Here is a 22,971-nt window from a genome sequence, read left to right on the forward strand (position 1 = left end):
TGATGGATTAAAAACGCAATGAAAGGCAGGTCAGACCGCCATCCATCTTCTTAAATTCGCTGGTATCAAGCTGAATCACTGGCATTCCCAGGCGACTGATGGCCGCCAGCACGCGGGGATATCCCTGGGGAGTGATTAACGTATCATTGATCCATAATGTATTTCCGGCATAGGACTCTTCCTCCGGGATCACCAGGGTATTAAAATCACGAAAAGCCGGATGGCTGATATAGTTTTCTGTCAACAACAGGGTATGACGCCCGACATAATTGACGATCGATTTCAAATGCAGCCCGGCGTTGACCTCGATAGCCGTGACCTGATAGCCATATTTTTCAACCGCAGCGGCAAATTCACTGATTCCCCGTTCATCCGTGCGCGCCGTCTGTCCGACAAAAAACTGTTTACCTATCCGCAGAACATCGCCCCCATCCATATGACCGTTTGCGCTCATCGTGACCAGCGGGCGGAAACGCGCCAGCACCGGCGCAATCGTCGCCTCTTCTCCCTGACGGCTCGCGGCTCCTGGATGGGTGATCACCGCCAGTTCAGGCATCACAATGGCGGTGTCTTCCACAAAGTGGGCATCCGGATAATCCGTTATTGCAGGCAGTGCGGTGACTTGCAGTCCGAGATGTAACAATGTTTCCAGATAAGCATAAAATTGCCGGGTCGTCCCTGCTATATCCGGTGCGCCGAGCTGCGCAGTGGTCTGGCCCGCGCCACAGGTAGCCGCTGGCAGACGAACAATCGCTTGAGTAAAAAACATATATATCTCTCTCTGGTGATAATAAGCGCTACTGGCACCAAAGGCCGGTAAGCGCAATGGATTTTTCTGATTATCAAACAGACGCTGGCACCAGTCCGGCTGAATCGCTGTTTGAATACCGCCGGTTCACGCTGAATTTTTTATCAAAACGACATATTTGGTCAGTACACGATAAGTGGCCTGGCAGGCCGGAGGCGTCGTTGTGATACCAGTATATCCGTGCCTCTTTTTTGTCCTCGCCTGTCCGGTGGGTGACCTGGGCCAGCGGGGCGAAGCCGTGCTCGTCTTCATAAATCCACAGATGGCTGCGCTGGTCGCTGATTTCGTTCAGCAGCCGGTCACCGTCCCAGATGAAAATGGTTACCCCGCTGGCGTCCTGTTTCCACGTCCGGCGGCCAAAGACGTCATAGGCATCGTGCGGTGTTGCTTTGCAGTGATGTTGACCTGGAGACGATTATAGTTACACAGAATGATTTACAAGATCCGACTCATTGCCAGTCGCCAGTTCTGGATCGGCATACTCCATTTTTTTGAGGCTGACTGGATTGCCAGATAAATCACTTTCCGTACCGAGTCGTCTGTCGGGAACATCTTTCGTTTCTTTATCGCCTGACGGATCACACTGTTCAGCGATTCAATGGCATTGGTGGTGTAGATGACTTTGCGGATATCGGGCGGATAACCGAAGAACGTATTGAGATTTTCCCAGTGCGCACGCCAGCTCTTACTGATTTGTGGGTATTTCTCATCCCATTCGCTGGCAAACTTATCCAGTGCCATCAGTGCCGCTTCCTCTGTGGCGGCCTGATACACCGCTTTCAGCCCGCCAGTAACGGCTTTGTAGTCCTTCCACGATACGTATTTCAGACTATTGCGTACCATGTGAATGATGCACAACTGGACATGGGTCTGCGGGTAAACACTGTTGATGGCATCCGGAAAGCCCTTCAGGCCGTCCACACAGGCAATCAGGACCCCGGTTTTTCAGCTCTGTCAGGACACTGAGCCAGAATTTTGCCCCTTCGTTTTCGGCCAGCCACATACCCGGCAGTTCCTTATGACCTGAGGTATTAATACCCAGCGCGAGGAACACGGCTTTGTTAATCACGCTGCCATTATGACGGACTTTTATGAAAATACAGTCAAGGTAAACAATGGGATACAGGGCATCCAGCGGGCGGTTTTGCCATTCGATAACCTGTTCTTTCACCGCATCAGTGACTTTAGATATCAGAGTGGGTGATACATCCGCATCATACATTTCCTTAAATGTATCAACGATTTCACGTATGGTCATGCCTCTGGCATACAGGGACAAAATCTGGCTGTCCATCTGTGTGATACGGGTCTGGTTCTTCTTAATAAGCTGAGGTTCAAAGGTATTTTCGCGGTCACGTGGCGTACTGATTTCAATCTGGCCATCGTCGCAAAGCAGGGTTTTAGACGAGTAGCCATTGCGGGTATTTGTGCCTGATTTTCTGGTGTTTTTATCATACCCGAGGTGCTCAGTTAACTCCGCATTGCATTGAGCGCTGTTTCGACGGTCAGCTTCGTTAGCATCCGGGTAAACTGACTGAGGTCAGCTTCAGTTTTCAGGTTTTTGGCCAGTTCAGTTGCCAGTGTTCTGAGTTTTTTCGTCCATAATTTACCTGCCTCTGTTGTTGCAGTGAAGATATCAAAAACAGGCAGATACACAATTTAAATTACAGGCTCCAATTTTTTTATGGAATCCAGCACGTAATTTACGATATTGCAGTGAGGCTGTAGCTAAAAAACAGGTTAAACTAATCTAATCACACTATCTTTCAGGTGATGTGTCGGTTATGGGCCAATGGCTCAGGCTAACGGGAAATGACAGCTGAACAAATTCCAGGCGGGCGGATAACGCGATGACCGGCGTTTTTACGCATCCTGACGCAGAGCCAGTAAAAAAACAGCCTGAACCTGAAGGATAACAGACACTCTTTTTATGCAACAGGAACAACATGGAAATATCTGACAAAGCCCATATTCACTGGGCCTGCCGACGGGGAATGCGTGAACTGGATGTTTTGCTCATGCCATTTTTTGAGCAGCAATACGATACCTTAAGCGATGAAGACCAGCAGTTATTTATCTGTCTGTTGAAAAATGACGATCCCGATCTGTTCAGCTGGCTGATGAATCGTAGTGAGCCCGCTGATGCACGACTGCAACGGATAATCAATTTAATTCAGCGATGGAATCAGCAACGTGGTTCTGTGGCAATCTGATTTACGCATATCCTGGCGTGCGCAGTGGATCTCGCTGTTACTGCATGGTGTTGTGGCGGCGATGATATTACTGATGCCCTGGCCGCTGCGTTACACCCCATTATGGTTGCTATTATTAACACTGGTAGTATTTGATTGTGTGCGTAGCCAGCGGCGGATCCGCGCCTGTCAGGGCGCCATCAAATTGCTGGCTAACTCATGCCTGTACTGGAAGACCATGGAGTGGCAAATTATCGGCACGCCGTGGATGATAAAGAGTGGCATATTATTTCATCTTCGGGACCCGCAAACCCAAACCCGAAGGCGGCTATGGATTGCCGCAGATAGCATGAGTATCAAAGAGTGGCGTGATCTCCGACGCTTGATAGGCCAGGCAACAAGCCCTCCACTTAGCTGAATCAGGCCGAGAGCGCAGCGATTTCGCTGAGGATCTGTTGACACCAGGCATCAATGCGTTTATCGCTCAAATCATATTGATTGGTTTCATCCAGTGCCAGGCCAGCAAACCGTTGGCCATCCGCAATAACCGCTTTCTGGCTGATGAACTCATAGCCTGTCGTCGGCCAGTAGCCTACAAATTTAACCTCTTTGCTCAGTAGCTTTGCGTGCAACAGGCCCAGCGCGTCGAGAAACCATTCACCGTAACCTAACTGATCCCCCAGGCCGTATAGGGCGACAATTTTGCCCGCGAGATCCAGGGTATCCAGCTGTTGCCAGATAGCTTCCCAGTCTTCCTGAATTTCACCAAAATCCCATGTGGGAATGCCGAGGATCAGCACATCATAATCCTCCATCCGCTGGGGAGCGTCCTCTTTCAGATTATGTAATGTGACATATTGCGAGCCGATAGCATCGCGGATTTTTTCCGCCGCCATTTCGGTATAACAGGTACTGGAGCCGTAGAAAAGACCAATATTCATGAGGTTAAAACTCCAGCAGATATTTATCAGAAGTGGGTAAGCAACAGCAAAGCAGATTATTGATCCCCATTCTGTATTGTGGCATTAGAGGTAAATGAACAACATTTCATTTAGAGTATACTGGCGCAGTTCTAACAAAAAAGAGAAAGATGTGGAAGAGGATATCGCACGAATTGAACAGTTTCTTGATGCCTTGTGGCTGGAGCGTAACCTGGCAGAAAATACCCTGACTGCCTATCGTCAGGATCTCATGATGGTGGTGGCCTGGCTGCATCATCGGGGATTGACACTGCTCAGTATGGGGGAAGAAGATCTCCAGTCGCTGTTAGCCGAACGGCAGGAGGGGGGCTACAAAGCGGCCAGTAATGCCCGGTTGCTAAGTGCGGTGCATCGTTTCTGTCAGTATCTGTATCGGGAAAAAATACGTTCTGATGATCCCTGCGCACGGCTGGCCGCGCCAAAACTACCACAACGGCTGCCCAAAGATTTGAGTGAAGAGCAGGTATTTCGCCTGTTACAGGCACCTTCAGCAGAACAGCCGCTGGAGTTGCGCGATAAGGCGATGTTAGAGGTGCTCTACGCGACCGGCTTGCGCGTATCAGAACTGGTTGGCTTGCTGATAAGTGATATCAACCTGCGCCAGGGGGTGGTACGGGTAACAGGAAAAGGCAACAAAGAGCGACTGGTGCCACTGGGGGAAGAGGCGGTGCTGTGGGTGGAAAACTATCTCCAGCATGGTCGTCCCTGGCTACTCAATGGGGTGGCGTCAGATGTGCTCTTTCCCAGCCTGCGCGCGCAGCAAATGACCCGTCAGACATTCTGGCACCGCATTAAGCACTATGCGACACTGGCGGGTATCGACAGTGCGAAGCTATCTCCGCATGTCTTACGTCATGCGTTTGCCACCCATTTGCTGAACCACGGCGCCGACTTACGTGTGGTACAAATGCTTTTAGGGCATAGTGATCTTTCAACGACGCAGATTTACACCCATGTGGCGACAGAGCGTCTGAGACAGCTTCATCAACAGCATCATCCGCGCGCCTGAGTGCGGAATACAAGGAATAAGAATGAAAAAAATTTTATTGATCTCCATGTTACTGACCACGACGTTATCGGGCGTAGTGTCTGCTGACGATGCCGCAATCCAGCAGTCACTCTCCCGACTTGACTTAAAAAGTACCGATATTGCCCCTTCGCCGATCGCTGGCGTCAAGACGGTATTCACCGATGATGGTGTGATGTATGTCACCGATGATGGCCAGTATATTATTCATGGGCCGCTGTATGATGTCAGTGGTAAACAGCCGATCAATATTACCAACGCATTATTAATGACTAAGCTCAATGCGCTGGAAACCGAGATGATTATCTATAAAGCGCCACAAGAGCGCTATGTCGTCACGGTATTTACCGATATCACCTGTGGGTATTGTCGCAAGCTGCATGAAGAGATGAATGACTACAACGCCCTTGGTATCACGGTGCGCTATCTGGCTTTTCCGCGCCAGGGACTGCAAAGTCAGGCTAAACAGGAGATGAACGCTATCTGGTGTGCCAGTGATCGTCATAAAGCCTTCAATGACGCGATGGCCGGTAAAAGTGTTCCGGCGGCCAGCTGCGATATTGATATCGGTAAACATTATGCCTTTGGCGTCCAGTTTGGTATCAATGGTACGCCAGCGATAGTGCTCAGTAATGGTACGATGCTGCCTGGCTATCAGCCACCGAAAGCACTGAAAGCGATGCTTGATGCGTATCAGAAACAGACAACAGGCCAGTAAAGCGCGTGAAATCACAGAGAAAACTACGCCGCCGTGAGGTGATGGCAGAGGTGTCTCTGCCCGACAGCCTGCCACCGTTATTGCGACGTCTGTATGCCAGTCGTGGGGTGAAGAGTGCACAAGAACTGGAACGTAGTGTTAAGGGCATGTTGTCGTGGACACAGCTGACGGGCATCGAAAAAGCACTGGCATTACTGTATGACGCTTTTCAGCAACAATGGCATATTGTTATCGTCGGTGATTTTGATGCCGATGGTGCCACCAGCACCGCCCTGAGCGTACTGGCATTGCAGGCGCTGGGCTACAAAAATGTCTCTTATCTGGTACCGAACCGTTTTGACGATGGTTATGGTTTGAGCCCTGAAGTGGTCGACCAGGCCCATAACCGTGGCGCACAGATGATTATGACCGTCGATAATGGCATCTCATCACATGCCGGTGTTGAGCGGGCCAGTGAGCTATCGATTCCGGTACTGATTACCGATCATCATTTACCGGGCGAAACAGTGCCCGCGGCAGCGGCAATCATCAATCCGAATCTGCGTGATTGTGATTTTCCGTCAAAATCGCTCGCCGGTGTCGGCGTGGCATTCTATCTGATGCTGGCGCTGCGTGCTTTCCTGCGTGATAAAAACTGGTTTGCCAGCCAGGGGATCACGGAACCTAATCTGGCTGAATTTCTCGATCTGGTCGCACTGGGAACCGTTGCCGATGTAGTGCCGCTGGATACCAATAACCGGATCCTCACCTGGCAGGGATTAAGTCGGATCAGAGCGGAAAAGTGCCGCCCGGGGATTAAGGCGTTGCTGGAAGTCGCCAGACGAGATCCGCATAGACTGGTAGCCAGCGATCTGGGCTTCGCGCTGGGGCCCCGGCTGAATGCGGCGGGCAGGCTGGATGATATGTCTGTCGGTGTGGCGTTGCTGCTGTGCGATAACATTGGTGAAGCGCGCATGCTGGCGAACGAACTGGATGCCCTCAATCAGACCCGCAAAGAGATAGAACAGGGCATGCAGGCTGAGGCGTTATCACTATGTCAGCAGCTTGAACGCCGCGAAAACACCCTGCCAGCAGGGTTGGCTATCTATCATGCTCAGTGGCATCAGGGGGTGGTCGGTATTCTGGCCTCGCGGATCAAAGAGCGTTTTCATCGCCCGGTGATTGCCTTTGCCCCTTCTGGCGACGGGCTGTTAAAAGGATCCGGGCGCTCTGTTCCTGGGCTGCATATGCGCGATCTCCTCGAACGCCTTGATACGCTCAATCCGGGGTTAATAATAAAATTTGGCGGCCATGCGATGGCGGCGGGATTATCGCTGGAAGAGGCGCGCTTTGATCAATTTCAGCACTGTTTTGCCGCGCTGGTCAGCGAGTGGCTGGACCCGGCGTTGCTGAAAGGGGAAGTGGTGTCTGATGGCTCACTGCAAGCGGCGGATCTGAACATCGAAGTGGCTCATATGCTACGGGAAGCGGGGCCGTGGGGACAAATGTTCCCGGAGCCGCTGTTTGATGGCCGTTTTCGCCTGTTGCAGCAACGCCTGGTGGGGGAACGTCATCTCAAGGTGCTGGTCGAACCGGTGGAGGGCGGGCCGTTACTGGATGGCATCGCGTTTAATGTCGATACCACGCTCTGGCCTGATCAGAGCGTGCGCGAAGTCACGCTGGTGTATAAACTCGATATCAATGAGTTTCGTGGACAATGTGCGCTGCAATTGATCATCGACCATCTGTGGCCAGATTAACAACTTTGTATAAATAAGGGTGCAGATCCGGTAGAATTTCACTCTTATTTCCGTTTTTTGACTAATCCATTAAAAGAAACCGATCATGTTTGAAATAAATCCGGTAAAAAACCGTATTGAGGATCTCACTGAACGCGCTGCTGTTCTCAGGGGGTATCTTTGACTACGATGCGAAGAAAGAACGTTTAGAAGAGGTCAGCGCCGAACTGGAGCAGCCCGATGTCTGGAACAGCCCTGAGCGGGCACAAGCGCTCGGCAAAGAGCGCGCTTCCCTGGAGACTATCGTCACTACTTTTGATCATCTTGCTCAGGGGCTGGAAGATGTTTCCGGATTACTGGAGCTGGCTATCGAAGCCGACGACGAAGAAACTTTCAACGAAGCTATTGCTGAACTGGATAGCCTGGAAGAGAAACTGGCGCAACTTGAATTTCGCCGCATGTTCTCCGGTGAATATGACAGTGCCGATTGTTATCTCGATATTCAGGCCGGTTCGGGGGGAACTGAAGCGCAGGACTGGGCCAGTATGCTGGAGCGCATGTATCTTCGCTGGGCAGAGGGTCGCGGTTTCAAAACTGAAATTATCGAAGAATCCGAAGGTGAAGTGGCAGGCATTAAATCGGTGACCATTAAAATCACCGGAGATTACGCCTATGGCTGGTTACGTACCGAAACTGGCGTTCATCGCCTGGTACGCAAGAGCCCCTTTGACTCCGGTGGTCGCCGTCACACATCCTTTAGTTCTGCATTTGTCTATCCCGAAGTGGACGACGACATTGATATTGAGATCAACCCAGCGGATTTGCGGATTGACGTTTACCGTGCCTCGGGTGCCGGGGGACAGCACGTTAACCGTACCGAGTCTGCGGTACGTATTACCCACGTTCCCACCGGGATAGTGACTCAGTGTCAGAATGATCGCTCGCAGCACAAAAATAAAGACCAGGCCATGAAGCAGTTGAAAGCGAAACTGTATGAACTGGAAATGCAGAAAAAAAATGCCGAAAAGCAAGCGGTAGAAGAGAATAAATCTGATATTGGCTGGGGCAGTCAGATCCGTTCTTATGTCCTGGATGATTCCCGTATCAAAGATCTGCGTACCGGGGTGGAAACCCGCAACACTCAGGCAGTGCTGGACGGCAGTCTGGATCAATTTATCGAAGCAAGTTTAAAAGCAGGGTTATGAGGAGCAAACATGTCTGAACAACACCGGCAGGGCGATGACACAGCAATTGACCTGAATAATGAACTACAAAACCGGCGTGAAAAGCTGGCACAGTTACGTGAACAAGGTATTCCGTTTCCGAACGATTTTCGCCGTGATCATACCTCTGACCAGCTGCACACCGATTTTGACGACAAAGACAGTGCGCAACTTGAGGCGCTGAATATTGAGGTTTCCGTGGCCGGTCGCATGATGACGCGCCGTATTATGGGAAAAGCCTCATTCGTAACACTACAGGATGTTGGCGGACGTATTCAGCTATATGTTGCCCGTGACGATTTAGCGCAAGGTGTTTATCAGGATCAGTTTAAAAAGTGGGATCTTGGCGACATCATTGGCGCCAAAGGGAAACTCTTCAAAACCAAAACTGGCGAACTGACTATTCACTGCAGCGAACTGCGCCTGCTGACCAAAGCACTGCGTCCCCTGCCGGATAAATTTCATGGTTTGCAGGATCAGGAAGCGCGCTATCGTCAGCGTTACCTCGATCTGATTGCCAATGACGAGTCGCGCCACACTTTTAAAGTACGCTCGCGCATTCTGGCCGCTATCCGTAAATTCATGGTGGATCGTGATTTTATGGAAGTGGAAACCCCGATGATGCAGGTTATCCCAGGAGGGGCCTCTGCGCGTCCGTTTATCACCCATCATAATGCGCTGGATCTGGATATGTATCTGCGTATCGCGCCGGAGCTTTATCTCAAGCGGCTGGTGGTCGGGGGATTTGAACGGGTGTTTGAGATCAATCGTAACTTCCGTAATGAAGGGATCTCTGTCCGCCATAATCCTGAATTTACCATGATGGAACTGTATATGGCATATGCAGACTATAAGGATTTAATCGAACTGACAGAATCATTATTCCGGACAATTGCACAGGAAGTTCTGGGCAAAACAGAAGTGCCTTATGGTGATGCGGTCTTTGATTTTGGTCAGCCATTTGAAAAGCTGACGATGCGCGAGGCGATCAAAAAATATCGTCCGCAAACCAATATGGTTGATCTGGATAACTTTAATGCCGCAAAAGCGATTGCTGACGAGATCGGCATTAAAGTAGAAAAAAGCTGGGGATTGGGCCGTATCGTAACTGAAATATTTGAGGAAGTGGCAGAAGCGCATCTGATTCAGCCGACGTTTATCACCGAATATCCTGCGGAAGTCTCGCCACTGGCGCGTCGTAATGATCAAAACCCGGAAATTACGGATCGCTTTGAATTCTTTATCGGTGGCCGTGAAATTGGTAATGGTTTCAGCGAACTGAATGATGCGGAAGATCAGGCTCAGCGTTTCCAGCAACAGGTGAACGCGAAAGCGGCCGGTGATGATGAAGCGATGTTCTATGACGAAGACTACGTGACGGCACTGGAACACGGCCTGCCACCCACCGCAGGTTTAGGTGTTGGTATTGACCGGATGGTGATGTTGTTTACTAACAGCCATACTATTCGTGATGTTATCCTGTTCCCGGTGATGCGTCCGGTAAAATAATTACCGTCACAACGGAGGATGACGATCAGCTAACGGTTTATTTTATCAGCAATTAGCATCCTCCCCCCTTGTAAGACGATGCGCAAGGTTTATAATCTCTGCGCATCTTAAAGCGGGCGTAGTTCAATGGTAGAACGAGAGCTTCCCAAGCTCTATACGAGGGTTCGATTCCCTTCGCCCGCTCCATTTTCAACTCTCCAGAACTCCACATAATTCAACTATCTCATGATTTAACGGTTTTTTTTGCATTTATTTGTCAACTGAACTCAACCCGGATTACCCCAAATCAATCTATGATGTTGTATAGAAATGTGTAAAGAATTTCTTATACACTCTAAAGCTATACACACAAGGAAATTTCAGAGCCCTCAGTGTCAGGATAGTTGTCACCCCCTCTGAAAAATCAGTCTGAGGGCATGGAGTGACAAATGAAACGTATTTCCCCTGAACGTAAAGCAGCGATACTGGCTAAATTATTGCCCCCCTACAACATGTCGGTTTCCACTGTTGCACAAATGGAAGGAATATCCGAAGCTACCCTCTGTAACTGGCGTAATCAGGCCAAATCAGAGGGGAAGCCCGTGCCCGGCGCAGAGAAAACAACCGACCAGTGGTCAGCAGAAGCACGCTTTGCCGTGATAGTCGAAACCGCCACACTCAGTGAGGCTGAAGTGGCAGAATACTGCCGTAAAAAAGGCCTTTATCCGGAACAGATTATTCAGTGGAAGCAGGCTTTTTTACAGACTTCCGCACCGGAAGATAAAGCAGCCCTGAAGCAGAGCCAGAAAGAGATTAAACAACTGAAGAGAGAGCTGGTGCGTAAGGAGAAAGCTCTGGCGGAGGCGGCAGCGATACTGGTACTGCGAAAAAAGCTCAGGGATTACTACGGGGAAACGGACGGGGGAGCCTGTAATTTAAATTGTGTATCTGCCTGTTTTTGATATCTTCACTGCAACAACAGAGGCAGGTAAATTATGGACGAAAAAAAACTCAGAACACTGGCAACTGAACTGGCCAAAAACCTGAAAACTGAAGCTGACCTCAGTCAGTTTACCCGGATGCTAACGAAGCTGACCGTCGAAACAGCGCTCAATGCAATGCGGAGTTAACTGAGCACCTCGGGTATGATAAAAACACCAGAAAATCAGGCACAAATACCCGCAATGGCTACTCGTCTAAAACCCTGCTTTGCGACGATGGCCAGATTGAAATCAGTACGCCACGTGACCGCGAAAATACCTTTGAACCTCAGCTTATTAAGAAGAACCAGACCCGTATCACACAGATGGACAGCCAGATTTTGTCCCTGTATGCCAGAGGCATGACCATACGTGAAATCGTTGATACATTTAAGGAAATGTATGATGCGGATGTATCACCCACTCTGATATCTAAAGTCACTGATGCGGTAAAAGAACAGGTTATCGAATGGCAAAATCGCCCGCTGGATGCCCTGTATCCCATTGTTTACCTTGACTGTATTTTCATAAAAGTCCGTCATAATGGCAGCGTGATTAACAAAGCCGTGTTCCTCGCGCTGGGTATTAATACCTCAGGTCATAAGGAACTGCCGGGTATGTGGCTGGCCGAAAACGAAGGGGCAAAATTCTGGCTCAGTGTCCTGACAGAGCTGAAAAACCGGGGTCCTGATTGCCTGTGTGGACGGCCTGAAGGGCTTTCCGGATGCCATCAACAGTGTTTACCCGCAGACCCATGTCCAGTTGTGCATCATTCACATGGTACGCAACAGTCTGAAATACGTATCGTGGAAGGACTACAAAGCCGTTACTGGCGGGCTGAAAGCGGTGTATCAGGCCGCCACAGAGGAAGCGGCACTGATGGCACTGGATAAGTTTGCCAGCGAATGGGATGAGAAATACCCACAAATCAGTAAGAGCTGGCGTGCGCACTGGGAAAATCTCAATACGTTCTTCGGTTATCCGCCCGATATCCGCAAAGTCATCTACACCACCAATGCCATTGAATCGCTGAACAGTGTGATCCGTCAGGCGATAAAGAAACGAAAGATGTTCCCGACAGACGACTCGGTACGGAAAGTGATTTATCTGGCAATCCAGTCAGCCTCAAAAAAATGGAGTATGCCGATCCAGAACTGGCGACTGGCAATGAGTCGTTTTATTATTGAGTTTGGTGATCGCCTGAGCGGGCACCTTTAATACGGTGGCAGTTACACAGAATGATTTACAGAGTCAAAAATGTGTTGTATGCCGTTGATGTACTTTCTGCTATTGCTTGTCGCATTAATGAAAAGCACTTGCATTACCTTCAGGCTCTTTTACCATTAGGCACACTTTGCGCTCAACGCTTCAGGATATGATTATGGCTTTTACCTCTTTTTCCTCGTCTCAGCCCTCGCCTTCGGCCCATCTGCCTCTCACCTTAATGCGCCTGGATGACTGGGCACTGGCGACCATAAGCGGCCCGGATGATGAAAAATATTTACAGGGACAAGTGACTGCCGATATTCCTGCCCTGAGCGAGGATCAGCACCTGCTCGCCGCGCACTGTGACGCCAAAGGAAAAATGTGGAGCAATCTGCGGCTGTTCCGTCGTCAGGGAGGATTCGCCTGGCTGGAGCGCCGCAATCTGCGGGAAATACAGTTAGCCGAACTCAAAAAATATGCTGTCTTTTCTAAGGTCACGATTGCCGCTGATGATGAACATATCCTGCTCGGCGTAGCGGGTCTGCAGGCGCGGAATGCCCTCGCGCCGTTGTTTCGCCAGCTTCCAGACTCTGATAAACCGCTGGTCACTGACGGAGCCACCAGTTTGTTATGGTTCGACGCACCGCAGGAGCGTTTTCTGCTGGTCACCGATGCGCCAACCGCTGAGCGGGTACACAGCGCGTTACATGGCCAGGCGCAGATAAAAACCAGTGCCCAGTGGCTGGCGTTAGATATCGAAGCGGGGTTGCCGATCATCGATGATGTCAATAGTGGGCAATTTCTCCCACAAGCTACTAATTTGCAGGCACTGGGTGGGATCAGTTTTAAAAAGGGCTGCTATACCGGACAAGAGATGGTTGCCCGCGCGAAATTTCGCGGTGCCAATAAGCGGGCGTTATGGTCGCTGATCGGTCATGCTGATCGTCTTCCCGCCCCCGGAGAAGCGCTGGAGTTAAAAACCGGAGAGAACTGGCGTCGTACCGGCACCGTACTGGCAGCGGTACAACGGGATGACGGACATCTGATTCTGCAGGCTGTTATGAGCCGTGATATCGCACCGGAGAGCCAGTTTCGTGTCTGTGATGATGCCGGTGAATTGCGTATCACCCCGCTGTCCTACTCCCTGCCGACAGATTAAGAGTCTGGCCTCAGTGTACACGGCAAAACGCTTAAAGCGGCCCGACATACAGATAGATTGCCAGAAAATGGCAGATGCTTCCCCCCAGCACAAAACCATGCCAGATGGCATGGTTGTAAGGGATCCGCTTGCAGACATAAAAAATAACCCCCAGTGAATAAATCACCCCACCTGCCGCCAGTAAGATCACCCCACCGCTTGCCAGCTTTATCGTCAGCTGATAGATAACAATCAACGACAGCCAGCCCATCAGAAGATAGGTCGCCAGAGAGAGGGTTTTAAAACGATGGCCAATGGTCAGCTTAAATAAAATACCGGCCAGCGCCAGACTCCAGATGATAATCAGCAGCACCCGCGCCAGGGTTGAATTGAGTCCCACCAGCAAAAAAGGGGTATAGGTGCCAGCAATCAACAGATAGATAGCACAATGGTCACATTTCTTCAGCCACTGTTTGGCTTTTGGGGAGGGAATTGCATGGTAGAGCGTGGAAGCCAGAAACAGCGCAATCATGCTGCTACCATACAGGGCATAACTTGTGATGGCCGCCACACTGGCGTGATGATTCGTCGCCTGTGTCAGCAGGAGAACCAGGCCGACAATGCTCAATAACAGGCCAATGCCATGAGTGACGCTGTTCGCGATCTCTTCTGCCAGCGAATAGCTGTGGCTGATTAACGGCTGGTGAACCATATTTATCTCCGCAAATAAATCATGCTGCCCATGCGCTTATTGAACGTAACGGAGGATCGTGTCAGTACCGCGTTATTCTCCTGAATACCCCCCGTCCGCCCGTCAATCACCACATCAGGGCCTGGGTTAAGATTTTAACCTCAGGCCCGACCTGCCGTCAGGAATCTTCACTCTCTGGTACACAGCGGCAAAACAGATGGCGATCGCCATAAACATCATCCACCCGTTTCACCGTCGACCAGTATTTATTGACGCTTCCTGCCGGGAATGCCGCCTGTTCACGGGAGTAGGGATGATGCCATGCTGCCGCCAGTTCCCATTGAGTATGTGGCGCATTCACCAGCGGATTATCATCCTGCGGCCACTCCCCTGCTTCCACACGCGAAATTTCATCACGGATCATCAACATGGCGTTGATAAAACGATCCAGTTCGGTTTTATCTTCTGATTCAGTGGGCTCCACCATCAGGGTTCCGGCCACCGGGAAGGACATGGTGGGGGCATGAAAACCAAAGTCAATCAGCCGTTTGGCAATATCCAGCTCACTGATGCCACTCTGCGCTTTTAACGGACGGATATCAAGAATACATTCGTGCGCCACACGCCCCCCGCGCCCGCTGTAGAGCACCGGATAAGCCGCCTGTAAGCGTGTGGCGATATAATTGGCATTCAGGATAGCCACCTGACTGGCGCGTTTCAGCCCCTGTGCGCCCATCATCCGGATATACATCCAGCTAATCGGCAAAATCGAAGCGCTGCCGAAAGGGGCGGCTGAAACGGCACCCTGGCGGGTGAGCATGTTGTCGATTTGTACCACGCTATGGCCTGGCAGGAATGGAGCCAGATGCGCTTTGACCGCCACCGGCCCGACCCCTGGGCCACCACCGCCATGTGGGATGCTGAAGGTTTTATGCAGATTAAAATGCGAGACATCAGCGCCAATAAATCCTGGTGAGGTCATACCGACCTGGGCATTCATATTGGCACCATCAAGATAGACCTGCCCTCCCGCCTGATGTATCACCGCGCAGACATCGCGGATAGCCTCTTCATATACCCCATGGGTTGACGGATAGGTCACTATAATACAGGCGAGGCGCTCTGCGGCCTGTTCCGCTTTCAGCTGCAGATCGGCGAGATCAATATTGCCATTTTTATCACACGCTACCACCACTACCTGCATTCCCGCCATATATGCCGAGGCCGGATTCGTGCCGTGCGCCGAGGCCGGGATCAGACAGATATCGCGTTGTGCCTGCTGGCGGCTCTCATGGTAACGACGGATCGCCAGCAGACCAGCATACTCCCCCTGGGCGCCGGAATTTGGCTGCATACTCACGGCATCATAGCCGGTTAATCTGCTCAGCCACGTTGCCAGCTGGCTGAGCATCTGCTGATAACCCTCCGCCTGCTCCGGCGGACAGAACGGGTGCAGATCGGCAAATTCAGGCCAGGTGATGGGGATCATTTCTGCCGCCGCATTGAGCTTCATGGTGCAGGAGCCCAGCGGGATCATCGCCTGATTGAGTGCCAGATCTTTACGCTCCAGGGTGTGCATATAGCGCATCATGGCGGTTTCACTATGATAGCGATGGAATACCGGATGTTCGAGGATCGGCGAGTCGCGCCACATGGCGGGCGGGATCGATGCGCTATCCTCCATCACCGCTTTATCCAGTGTATCGATCGCCAGCGACTGATCGTCACCGGTGATGACATACCACAGGGTCTGAATATCGTCACGGGTCGTGGTTTCATCCAGTGTGATACCGACCGCGTTATCGATATCACTGCGCAGATTGATCTTTCGCGCCGCGGCCCGCGCCAGCACAGCGGGTTTATCGGCGACTTCGACACACAGGGTGTCGAAATAGTGTGTATAGCGTAACTTCAGCCCTTTTTGCTGCACAGAGGCGGCGAGGATATCGCACAGTCGATGGATGCGACTGGCGATATCTCTCAGGCCATCAGGCCCGTGATATACCGCATAAAAACTGGCGATCATGGCCAGTAATACCTGTGAGGTACAGATATTGGAATTTGCTTTTTCGCGGCGGATATGCTGTTCGCGCGTCTGCATCGCCATGCGCAACGCGCTGTTTCCTGCCGCATCCCGCGACACACCGATAATACGCCCCGGCATGGCACGTTTAAATTCATCTTTGGTGGCAAAGAACGCGGCATGTGGCCCACCGTAACCCATCGGGACACCGAAACGCTGTGCCGAGCCGAAGACAATATCCGCGCCCTGCTTGCCTGGGGCGGTTAATAACACCAGCGCCATGATATCGGCGGCGACCGTGACAATAATCTGCCGTGCCTTGAGTGCGCCGATAAGATCGGTGTCATCACGGAGTTCACCGGTCGTCCCCACCTGTTGTAGCAGCACCCCGAAGATATCCTCATGATCCAGCGCTTTATGCGCTTCATCAACGATCAGCCCGAAACCATAGGTGCGTGCACGGGTACGTACCACATCCAGTACCTGCGGATGCACATCCGCCGCCACAAAGAAATGGCTGGCGTTTTTCAGTTTGCTGATCCGTTTCGCCATCGCCATCGCTTCCGCGGCGGCCGTCGCCTCATCCAGCAAGGAGGCGGAGGCAATATCCTGTCCTGTCAGATCGATAGTCAGCTGCTGGAAATTGAGCAGCGCTTCCAGGCGCCCCTGGGAAACTTCTGCCTGATAAGGGGTATAGGCGGTATACCAGCCCGGATTTTCCAGCAAATTACGCTGGATCACCGGCGGTAGCTGTACCGCGCTGTAGCCCATGCCGATGTATGATTTAAAACACTGATTACGCTTCGCGATAGCGCGTAACTCAGCCAGAGCGGCAAATTCACTTATCGCTTGCGGTATATTCGGCAGTGCCGGCAGTTGAATATCCTGCGGCACAATCTGCTGCGTCAGTGTATCCAGTGAATCCGCCCCCACCACATCCAGCATCGTCTGTTGCTGCCGGGGCGTCGGGCCAATATGACGGTCAATAAAAGCGTCATGGTTTTCCAGCTGGCCTAATGTTGATGTCATACGCGAGTACTCCTGAATATCGTCAACGTACTGACTGCCATTCAGCGGATAACCGACTGGCAGCGGAGGGATGGCAAGTCACGCCTACTCTTCTTCCACCAGGCTTGCATAGGCATGCGCATCCAGCAATGTGGCCACCTGCGCTTCATCACTGGCTTTGATTTTAAAAATCCATCCTTCGCTGTAAGGGTTGTCGTTGACCTGCTCCGGTGCATCATTTAACGCTTCATTAATGGCGATAATCTCGCCACTGATCGGCGCATAAATATCAGAAGCCGCTTTGACCGATTCGGCCACCGCGCAGTCATCACCGATGGCCACCACGGTTCCAACCGCCGGTAATTCGACGAAAACCATATCCCCAAGCAACGCCTGAGCATGATCGGTGATCCCAACGGTGTAGGTCCCGTCCGCCTCTTTACGTAGCCATTCATGTTCTTTGCTGTATTTCAGTTCCGCAGGGATGTTGTTCATCGATTAATCTCCAGTCAGAGGGGAAAATGACACAACGGCTTTACCGTTGCGTACAAAAACAGGTTTTGTCACTTTTACCGGCACTTCGCGGTTACGTATCTGTACAACCGCGTGGTCACCGATATCGTCAGGCACCCGTGCAAGGGCAATACCGTAACCGAGCGTGGGAGAGAATGTACCACTGGTAATGACGCCAGTTTTTTGCTCACCGGCGGCGGTGGTAAAACGTACCACCTGCCCGCTGCGTAATACACCCTTTGCGGTCATGATCAGTCCGACCAGTTTTTCAGTGCCTTTTTCACGCTCTAACTCCAGTGCGTTACGACCGATAAACGAGCGGTCTTCCGGTTGCCAGGCGATTGTCCAGCCCATATTGGCGGCCAGCGGCGAGATGCTTTCGTCCATCTCCTGGCCATACAGATTCATCCCGGCTTCCAGCCGCAGGGTATCGCGGGCAGCCAGGCCACACGGTTTGACCCCTGCGGCCTGCAAACCCTGCCACAAAGCGACCGCCTGATCGTTCGGCAGGGCAATTTCATATCCGCTTTCACCGGTATAGCCAGTGGTGGCAATAAAGAGATCACCACACTGCTGGCCAAAAAACGGTTTCATTTCCGCGACCGCCTGGCGCTGTGCGGCGCTCAGCAGAGTGGCGGTTTTTTCTTTTGCCTGCGGCCCCTGTACGGCGATAAGAGCAAGATCATCACGAACCGTTATCTCAAGGCCATAAGGCTGCGCCTGCTGACGGATCCAGCTCAGATCTTTTTCTCGTGTCGCCGAGTTCACCACCATCCGGAAATCGTCTTCCGTCAGGTAGTAGACAATGAGATCATCAATGACGTTGGCAGAAGCGTTCAGCATCGCGCTATAGAGTGCTTTGCCGGGCACCGTCAGTTTCGCAGCATCATTCGCCAGCAAATAGCGCAGGAAATCACGGCTACGACAGCCATGAAAATCAATGATCGTCATGTGCGAAACATCAAACATGCCAGCATCGCGCCGCACGGCATGGTGCTCATCTATCTGGGAACCATAATGGAGGGGCATCATCCAGCCATGAAAATCGACCATGCGAGCCCCGCATAGCTGGTGTTGTTGATAAAGCGGAGTCTGTTGAGCCATCTTTACCTCATCAAATCACGAATGAAATAGATATCTACCGTGGCGAACGATGCGACAGGCGCTTTCTGGCATGACCAGACGCACTGTATACCCTCATCGTCTTCCTGCTGAACTTACCATTGAATCGGTGACCAGACCATCAACAGGACCAGGGTATTATCCTGCGCAATCATTAAAACAAACAATACTTATTCAGATAAATATGCTATTAAATTAACGTGTTACTTTATAAAAAAACAATATACATTAAATAAATAGTTTATTATTTCGTTAGCCCACAAAAAAGCCGTTCCGGTCACTAAAATAAGAAAAAGATAAATAAAACTAATATGAGAAAATAATAGCAATCAATTTATTGCCAGTGAAAGAATAACTACCTGGCTCATCAGACGTTAAGCCCGGCAAAAAGCCGGGTAAGATGACGCTATATTTAGCGCAACCAGTCAGGAAGCGTGTTGAGTCCCATCGCCTGGCGAATGAGTTGTGATTTAGCAGCCGGAATTTTGTCCGTCAGCGCCAGTCCGACATCACGGATTAATTTCTTCACTGGATGCACACCAGAAAACAGATCCTGAAAACCCTGCATCCCGGCCAGCATCAAGGCAGCACTGTGTTTGCGACGCCGTTCATAACGACGCAGATACAAATACTGACCAATATCTTTCCCCTGGCGATGCAGACGTTTTAATTCGGCAATCAGTTCTGCGGCATCCATAAAACCGAGATTAACTCCCTGACCAGCCAGTGGGTGGATGGTGTGCGCCGCATCACCTGCCAGTGCCAGACGATGAGCCGCAAACTGGCGGGCATAGCGGCCAATCAACGGGAAGGCCTGGCGTTCACTGATCACCTGACAGGCACCATAGCGGTTATCGAACGCCAGGCTCAATGCGCGGTTAAAGTCACTTTCCGTCACCTGTTGCAGCCGCTGCGCCTGCTGGGGGGGTAATGACCAGACCACAGAACACAGATGGGGATCACTCAACGGCAGCAACGCCAGAATGCCATCACCGTGGAACACCTGACGGGCAATCGCCTGATGGGCTTCTTCACTACGCACCGTAGCGACCAGGGCATGATGGCGATAATTCCAGAATATCAGCGGAATATCGGCTTTATCACGTAACCAGGAGTGAGCGCCGTCAGTACCAATCACCAGCCTCGCTGTCAGCATGGTGCCATCCTCCAGGGTGAGAAAAACGTCGTTTTCTCCCCAGATCACCTGTTTCAGTTGTGCCGGTGCCAGTAAAGTGATATCGCGACAGTGTTGTGCTTTTTGCCATAACGCCGCAGTAATAATATTATTTTCAATAATATAGCCGAGGTGACTAAGGCCGATACTCTGGGCATCAAAACTTATCCGGCCAAAACTGTCTTTATCCCATACTTCGATGCCGTGATAGCAGCTCGCTCGCTGGGTGATAATGTCGTGCCAGACCTCCAGTTTAGCCAGTAATTTCTCGCTGGCGGCATTGATCGCCGAGACACGCAATGCCGGGGGCGACGCCATATCGCAAGGCGGTGGGGGCGTCTGTTCGATAAGCGCAACGTTTAAGCCACTCCCCTGCAGTCCACAGGCAATGGCCAGCCCGGTCATACCGCCGCCGACAATCGCGACATCAACACTTTGCATCCTGAATACTCCTTAACGTGATACCCAGCCGAGCGCACGCCGGGCCAGCGCATGGCGCGCCGGGGGAAACAAGCTCATCGCCATCATCGCAAGATTACGTCCCGCGACCAGCGGCAGCCAGTAATTGGCAAAGAGATGCACCAGACCATCGGTCATCGCTATCGTGGCGGTTTTATCCGCCGCCCGTCGTGCCTGATAGCGACAAAGCAGCGCATGATCACCGGGATCATGGCCTTCGACATGTGCGGCCGCCAGGGTTTCCGCCAGGCTCATCACATCCCGCAAGCCAAGATTAAAACCCTGACCGGCGACAGGATGCAGGGTCTGTGCCGCATTGCCCACCAGCACCAGACGATGTGAGATGATCCGTTCAGCGCGGGTGAGCGCAAGAGGATATACGCTGCGTTTTCCAGCATGTGTGATACGCCCCAGCCGCCAGCCGAAGGCGCGTTGCAGTTGATGGCAGAACTGGTTATCCGACCAGCTCTGTACCTCATCATAGTGTGAGCGGGAGTGACACCATACCAGTGAACAACGGCCTTGTGACATCGGCAACATCGCCAGGGGCCCCTGTTCAGTAAAACGCTCAAACGCCGCGCCCTGGTGCGGCAAGGCGGTGCTGATATTGGCAATGATCGCCAGTTGCTCATATTCCTGCTGTTGCCAGTTGATACCACAGCGCGCACCCAGTGCTGACTGTGATCCATCCGCCGCGACCAGCAACTGCCCGCTCAGGGTTTCGCCGTTATCCAGTGTCAGCCCGACATCCTGGGGACGGCGGTTGACGTGCGTGACCGTCGCCGGGCAGTGCAACGTGACACCCGGTGCCCCATCCAGTTGCGCAAACAGACGTCGCCCTACTTCATGGAGCTCAACCACCTGCCCGAGCGCGGGCAGGGCGTAATCCTGCGCCCGCAGGGTCACAAAACCGGGATATCCGCGATCACTGACCCGGACGGTGTCGATCGGCGTCGCACAGTCGGCTAGCTCCTGCCACAGGCCAATCCGTGCCAGCTGCTGACAGGTGCCGCTGGCGAGAGCGATGGCTCTGGCGTCAAACCCAGGATGCCGCGCAGCACCTGGGGAGACGGTTTCAATCAGATGAACCGGCAACTGACCTGCGGTCAGGCGAGAAATCGCCAGCGCCAGCGTCGCCCCCGTCATGCCTCCCCCGACAATCAGCACGCTCATGGACGCTGTGCCGCTGCCATTAATGCTTCGATCTCATCCGCCGTCTTGACGACACCGGCGGTCAGATTTTCGTTGCCATCGGCGGTGATGACAATATCATCTTCGATCCGAATACCAATACCCCGGTATTGTGGCGGCACATCGGCATCGGCGGCGATGTATAATCCCGGTTCGACCGTCAGCACCATGCCCGGCGCGAGCAGGCGCGAGCGCTCGCGCTCATAGTGACCGACATCATGAACATCGAGCCCCAGCCAGTGGCTCAGGCCATGCATAAAATAGGGGCGATGGGCATTGTTCTGGATCAGCGCATCAACTTCGCCCTGTAAAATCCCCAGACGCACCAGACCACTTACCATAACACGCACCACCTGCTGATTAACCTGTTGAATCGAGGTACCGGGACGATAAAGCGCCAGCGCCGTTTCCAGCGACGCCAGCACAATATCGTAAATCTCGCGCTGTGCCGGGGTGAATTTACCGTTCACCGGAAAAGTGCGGGTAATATCACCCGCGTAGCCATCATATTCACAGCCTGCGTCAATCAGCACCAGATCGCCATCACGCAATGCGGCCTCATTTTCAGTGTAATGCAGGATACAGCCGTTTTCGCCACCACCGACGATAGTATTATAGGAGGGGAATCGGGCACCGTGGCGGTTAAATTCATGGAGGATCTCGCCCTCCAGTTGATATTCAAACATCCCTGGACGGCATTTTTGCATGGCGCGGGTGTGAGCCAGCGCAGAGATTTCACCGGCGCGACGCATTGCTTTTAACTCTTCCTGCGATTTAAACAGCCGCATTTCATGGACGATGGGTCGCCAGTCAATCACCGCCCCAGGGGGCTGCATATTCTGGCGTTCGCCTTTACGTAAACGCTCCAGCGCCTGAAAAACAATCTCATCCGCCCAGGCGTATTGCCCCTGGGCAAAATAAATCGCATCAAGACCATTCAATAGCTGGAACAGTTGCTGATTAATTTCACTGAATGCCAGCGCGCGATCGACGGCCAGCTTTGCCGGAGCCGCCTCCTGTCCAAGACGACGACCAAACCAGATTTCTGATGACAGGTCACGAACACGATTAAACAGGACACTATGATGATGGCTGTCATCACTTTTAATCAACACCAGTACGGCTTCCGGTTCATTAAACCCGGTGAAGTACCAGAAATCACTATTTTGCCGGTAAGGGTATTCGGTATCAGCACTCCGAACCACTTCCGGCGCGGCAAAAATCAGCGCGGCACTGGCAGGCTGCATTTGCGCTAACAGTGCCTGGCGACGAGAAAGAAACTCCTGTTGTATCATGACGCCCCCGGTTATCC

The 22,971-nt window shown here is 52.0% G+C and carries 17 protein-coding genes, 1 tRNA gene and 3 pseudogenes; 11 read left to right on the forward strand and 10 right to left on the reverse strand.

The genetic code is table 11. From position 1 onward, the window contains the following. Window positions 1-7: 7 nt before the first annotated feature. Window positions 8-769, reverse strand: coding sequence for an amidinotransferase (locus PT300_12655; GenBank protein MDF7681395.1), 762 nt, complete (start codon window positions 767-769; stop codon window positions 8-10). Between the two features lie 474 nt (window positions 770-1,243). After that, window positions 1,244-2,443 (reverse strand): annotated as a pseudogene (locus tag PT300_12660) (IS256 family transposase). A gap of 311 nt (window positions 2,444-2,754) precedes the next feature. On the opposite strand from PT300_12660, the gene sdhE reads away from it, so the two are divergent. Then, complete coding sequence (gene sdhE, locus PT300_12665) at window positions 2,755-3,021, forward strand: FAD assembly factor SdhE (protein MDF7681396.1); 267 nt, start codon at window positions 2,755-2,757, stop codon at window positions 3,019-3,021. Then, a complete protein-coding gene (locus PT300_12670) occupies window positions 3,002-3,418 on the forward strand; it encodes a protein YgfX (GenBank protein MDF7681397.1) in 417 nt (138 codons plus the stop codon). The genes sdhE and PT300_12670 overlap by 20 nt, the downstream gene beginning before the upstream one ends. 1 nt (window position 3,419) lies before the next feature. Here PT300_12670 and fldB read toward each other — a convergent pair whose 3' ends face one another. Beyond that, on the reverse strand, window positions 3,420-3,941 hold the full coding sequence (gene fldB / locus PT300_12675; protein ID MDF7681398.1) for a flavodoxin FldB: 522 nt from the start codon (window positions 3,939-3,941) through the stop codon (window positions 3,420-3,422). Window positions 3,942-4,092: 151 nt separating this feature from the next. Here fldB and xerD point away from each other — a divergent pair, with 151 nt between their 5' ends. From xerD to ygfZ, 9 genes and pseudogenes are all read left to right on the forward strand, one after another. After that, window positions 4,093-4,989 (forward strand): site-specific tyrosine recombinase XerD, encoded by an 897-nt coding sequence (xerD, locus tag PT300_12680; GenBank protein ID MDF7681399.1) that lies wholly within the window; start codon window positions 4,093-4,095, stop codon window positions 4,987-4,989. Window positions 4,990-5,011: 22 nt separating this feature from the next. Continuing rightward, window positions 5,012-5,725 carry a bifunctional protein-disulfide isomerase/oxidoreductase DsbC gene (dsbC, locus tag PT300_12685; protein ID MDF7681400.1) on the forward strand — a complete coding sequence of 238 codons (714 nt, stop codon included), beginning with the start codon at window positions 5,012-5,014 and terminating at the stop codon, window positions 5,723-5,725. A 5-nt stretch (window positions 5,726-5,730) separates the two neighbouring features. Beyond that, complete coding sequence (recJ, locus tag PT300_12690; GenBank protein MDF7681401.1) at window positions 5,731-7,464, forward strand: single-stranded-DNA-specific exonuclease RecJ; 1,734 nt, start codon at window positions 5,731-5,733, stop codon at window positions 7,462-7,464. 85 nt (window positions 7,465-7,549) lie between these two features. After that, window positions 7,550-8,648, forward strand: a protein-coding gene (gene prfB / locus PT300_12695) for a peptide chain release factor 2 (GenBank protein ID MDF7681402.1) whose coding sequence is annotated in 2 segments (ribosomal slippage) — window positions 7,550-7,624 and window positions 7,626-8,648 — 1,098 coding nt in all. Because the reading frame shifts where the segments join, the coding sequence is not laid out codon by codon here. Between the two features lie 9 nt (window positions 8,649-8,657). Next, a complete protein-coding gene (gene lysS / locus PT300_12700; protein ID MDF7681403.1) occupies window positions 8,658-10,175 on the forward strand; it encodes a lysine--tRNA ligase in 1,518 nt (505 codons plus the stop codon). A gap of 112 nt (window positions 10,176-10,287) precedes the next feature. Continuing rightward, window positions 10,288-10,361: transfer RNA gene (locus tag PT300_12705), tRNA-Gly, on the forward strand. Between the two features lie 242 nt (window positions 10,362-10,603). Continuing rightward, a pseudogene (locus tag PT300_12710) lies at window positions 10,604-11,047 on the forward strand (transposase). Between the two features lie 102 nt (window positions 11,048-11,149). Next, a pseudogene (locus tag PT300_12715) lies at window positions 11,150-12,352 on the forward strand (IS256 family transposase). A gap of 163 nt (window positions 12,353-12,515) precedes the next feature. Then, window positions 12,516-13,499: a tRNA-modifying protein YgfZ gene (ygfZ, locus tag PT300_12720; protein MDF7681404.1), complete on the forward strand. Its 984-nt coding sequence runs from the start codon at window positions 12,516-12,518 to the stop codon at window positions 13,497-13,499. A gap of 31 nt (window positions 13,500-13,530) precedes the next feature. Here the strand turns inward: ygfZ and PT300_12725 are convergent, their stop codons facing one another. From PT300_12725 to pepP, 7 genes are all read right to left on the reverse strand, one after another. After that, window positions 13,531-14,190: a hemolysin III family protein gene (locus PT300_12725; protein MDF7681405.1), complete on the reverse strand. Its 660-nt coding sequence runs from the start codon at window positions 14,188-14,190 to the stop codon at window positions 13,531-13,533. Between the two features lie 157 nt (window positions 14,191-14,347). Then, on the reverse strand, window positions 14,348-17,221 hold the full coding sequence (gene gcvP / locus PT300_12730) for an aminomethyl-transferring glycine dehydrogenase (GenBank protein MDF7681406.1): 2,874 nt from the start codon (window positions 17,219-17,221) through the stop codon (window positions 14,348-14,350). An 84-nt stretch (window positions 17,222-17,305) separates the two neighbouring features. Next, window positions 17,306-17,695, reverse strand: coding sequence for a glycine cleavage system protein GcvH (gene gcvH / locus PT300_12735; GenBank protein ID MDF7681407.1), 390 nt, complete (start codon window positions 17,693-17,695; stop codon window positions 17,306-17,308). Window positions 17,696-17,698: 3 nt separating this feature from the next. Beyond that, window positions 17,699-18,817: a glycine cleavage system aminomethyltransferase GcvT gene (gene gcvT, locus PT300_12740; protein MDF7681408.1), complete on the reverse strand. Its 1,119-nt coding sequence runs from the start codon at window positions 18,815-18,817 to the stop codon at window positions 17,699-17,701. Window positions 18,818-19,247: 430 nt separating this feature from the next. After that, a complete protein-coding gene (gene ubiI, locus PT300_12745; GenBank protein MDF7681409.1) occupies window positions 19,248-20,450 on the reverse strand; it encodes an FAD-dependent 2-octaprenylphenol hydroxylase in 1,203 nt (400 codons plus the stop codon). Window positions 20,451-20,462: 12 nt separating this feature from the next. After that, the gene (gene ubiH / locus PT300_12750; protein ID MDF7681410.1) at window positions 20,463-21,641 is read right to left on the reverse strand and encodes a 2-octaprenyl-6-methoxyphenyl hydroxylase; all 1,179 of its coding nucleotides are present in this window, start codon (window positions 21,639-21,641) and stop codon (window positions 20,463-20,465) included. Continuing rightward, a complete protein-coding gene (gene pepP / locus PT300_12755) occupies window positions 21,638-22,954 on the reverse strand; it encodes a Xaa-Pro aminopeptidase (GenBank protein ID MDF7681411.1) in 1,317 nt (438 codons plus the stop codon). The genes ubiH and pepP overlap by 4 nt, the downstream gene beginning before the upstream one ends. Window positions 22,955-22,971: the final 17 nt, after the last annotated feature.

It is taken from the genome of Enterobacteriaceae bacterium ESL0689 (genome assembly GCA_029433525.1).
Classification (GTDB): Bacteria; Pseudomonadota; Gammaproteobacteria; order Enterobacterales; family Enterobacteriaceae; genus JAQTIF01.

Coding starts and splice junctions, on each gene's coding strand:
- PT300_12655 (MDF7681395.1), bottom strand. CDS start 769: ATGTTTTTTACTCAAGCGATTGTTCGTCTGCCAGCGGCTACCTGTGGC.
- sdhE (MDF7681396.1), top strand. CDS start 2,755: ATGGAAATATCTGACAAAGCCCATATTCACTGGGCCTGCCGACGGGGA.
- fldB (MDF7681398.1), bottom strand. CDS start 3,941: ATGAATATTGGTCTTTTCTACGGCTCCAGTACCTGTTATACCGAAATG.
- dsbC (MDF7681400.1), top strand. CDS start 5,012: ATGAAAAAAATTTTATTGATCTCCATGTTACTGACCACGACGTTATCG.
- lysS (MDF7681403.1), top strand. CDS start 8,658: ATGTCTGAACAACACCGGCAGGGCGATGACACAGCAATTGACCTGAAT.
- ygfZ (MDF7681404.1), top strand. CDS start 12,516: ATGGCTTTTACCTCTTTTTCCTCGTCTCAGCCCTCGCCTTCGGCCCAT.
- PT300_12725 (MDF7681405.1), bottom strand. CDS start 14,190: ATGGTTCACCAGCCGTTAATCAGCCACAGCTATTCGCTGGCAGAAGAG.
- gcvP (MDF7681406.1), bottom strand. CDS start 17,221: ATGACATCAACATTAGGCCAGCTGGAAAACCATGACGCTTTTATTGAC.
- gcvH (MDF7681407.1), bottom strand. CDS start 17,695: ATGAACAACATCCCTGCGGAACTGAAATACAGCAAAGAACATGAATGG.
- gcvT (MDF7681408.1), bottom strand. CDS start 18,817: ATGGCTCAACAGACTCCGCTTTATCAACAACACCAGCTATGCGGGGCT.
- ubiI (MDF7681409.1), bottom strand. CDS start 20,450: ATGCAAAGTGTTGATGTCGCGATTGTCGGCGGCGGTATGACCGGGCTG.
- ubiH (MDF7681410.1), bottom strand. CDS start 21,641: ATGAGCGTGCTGATTGTCGGGGGAGGCATGACGGGGGCGACGCTGGCG.
- pepP (MDF7681411.1), bottom strand. CDS start 22,954: ATGATACAACAGGAGTTTCTTTCTCGTCGCCAGGCACTGTTAGCGCAA.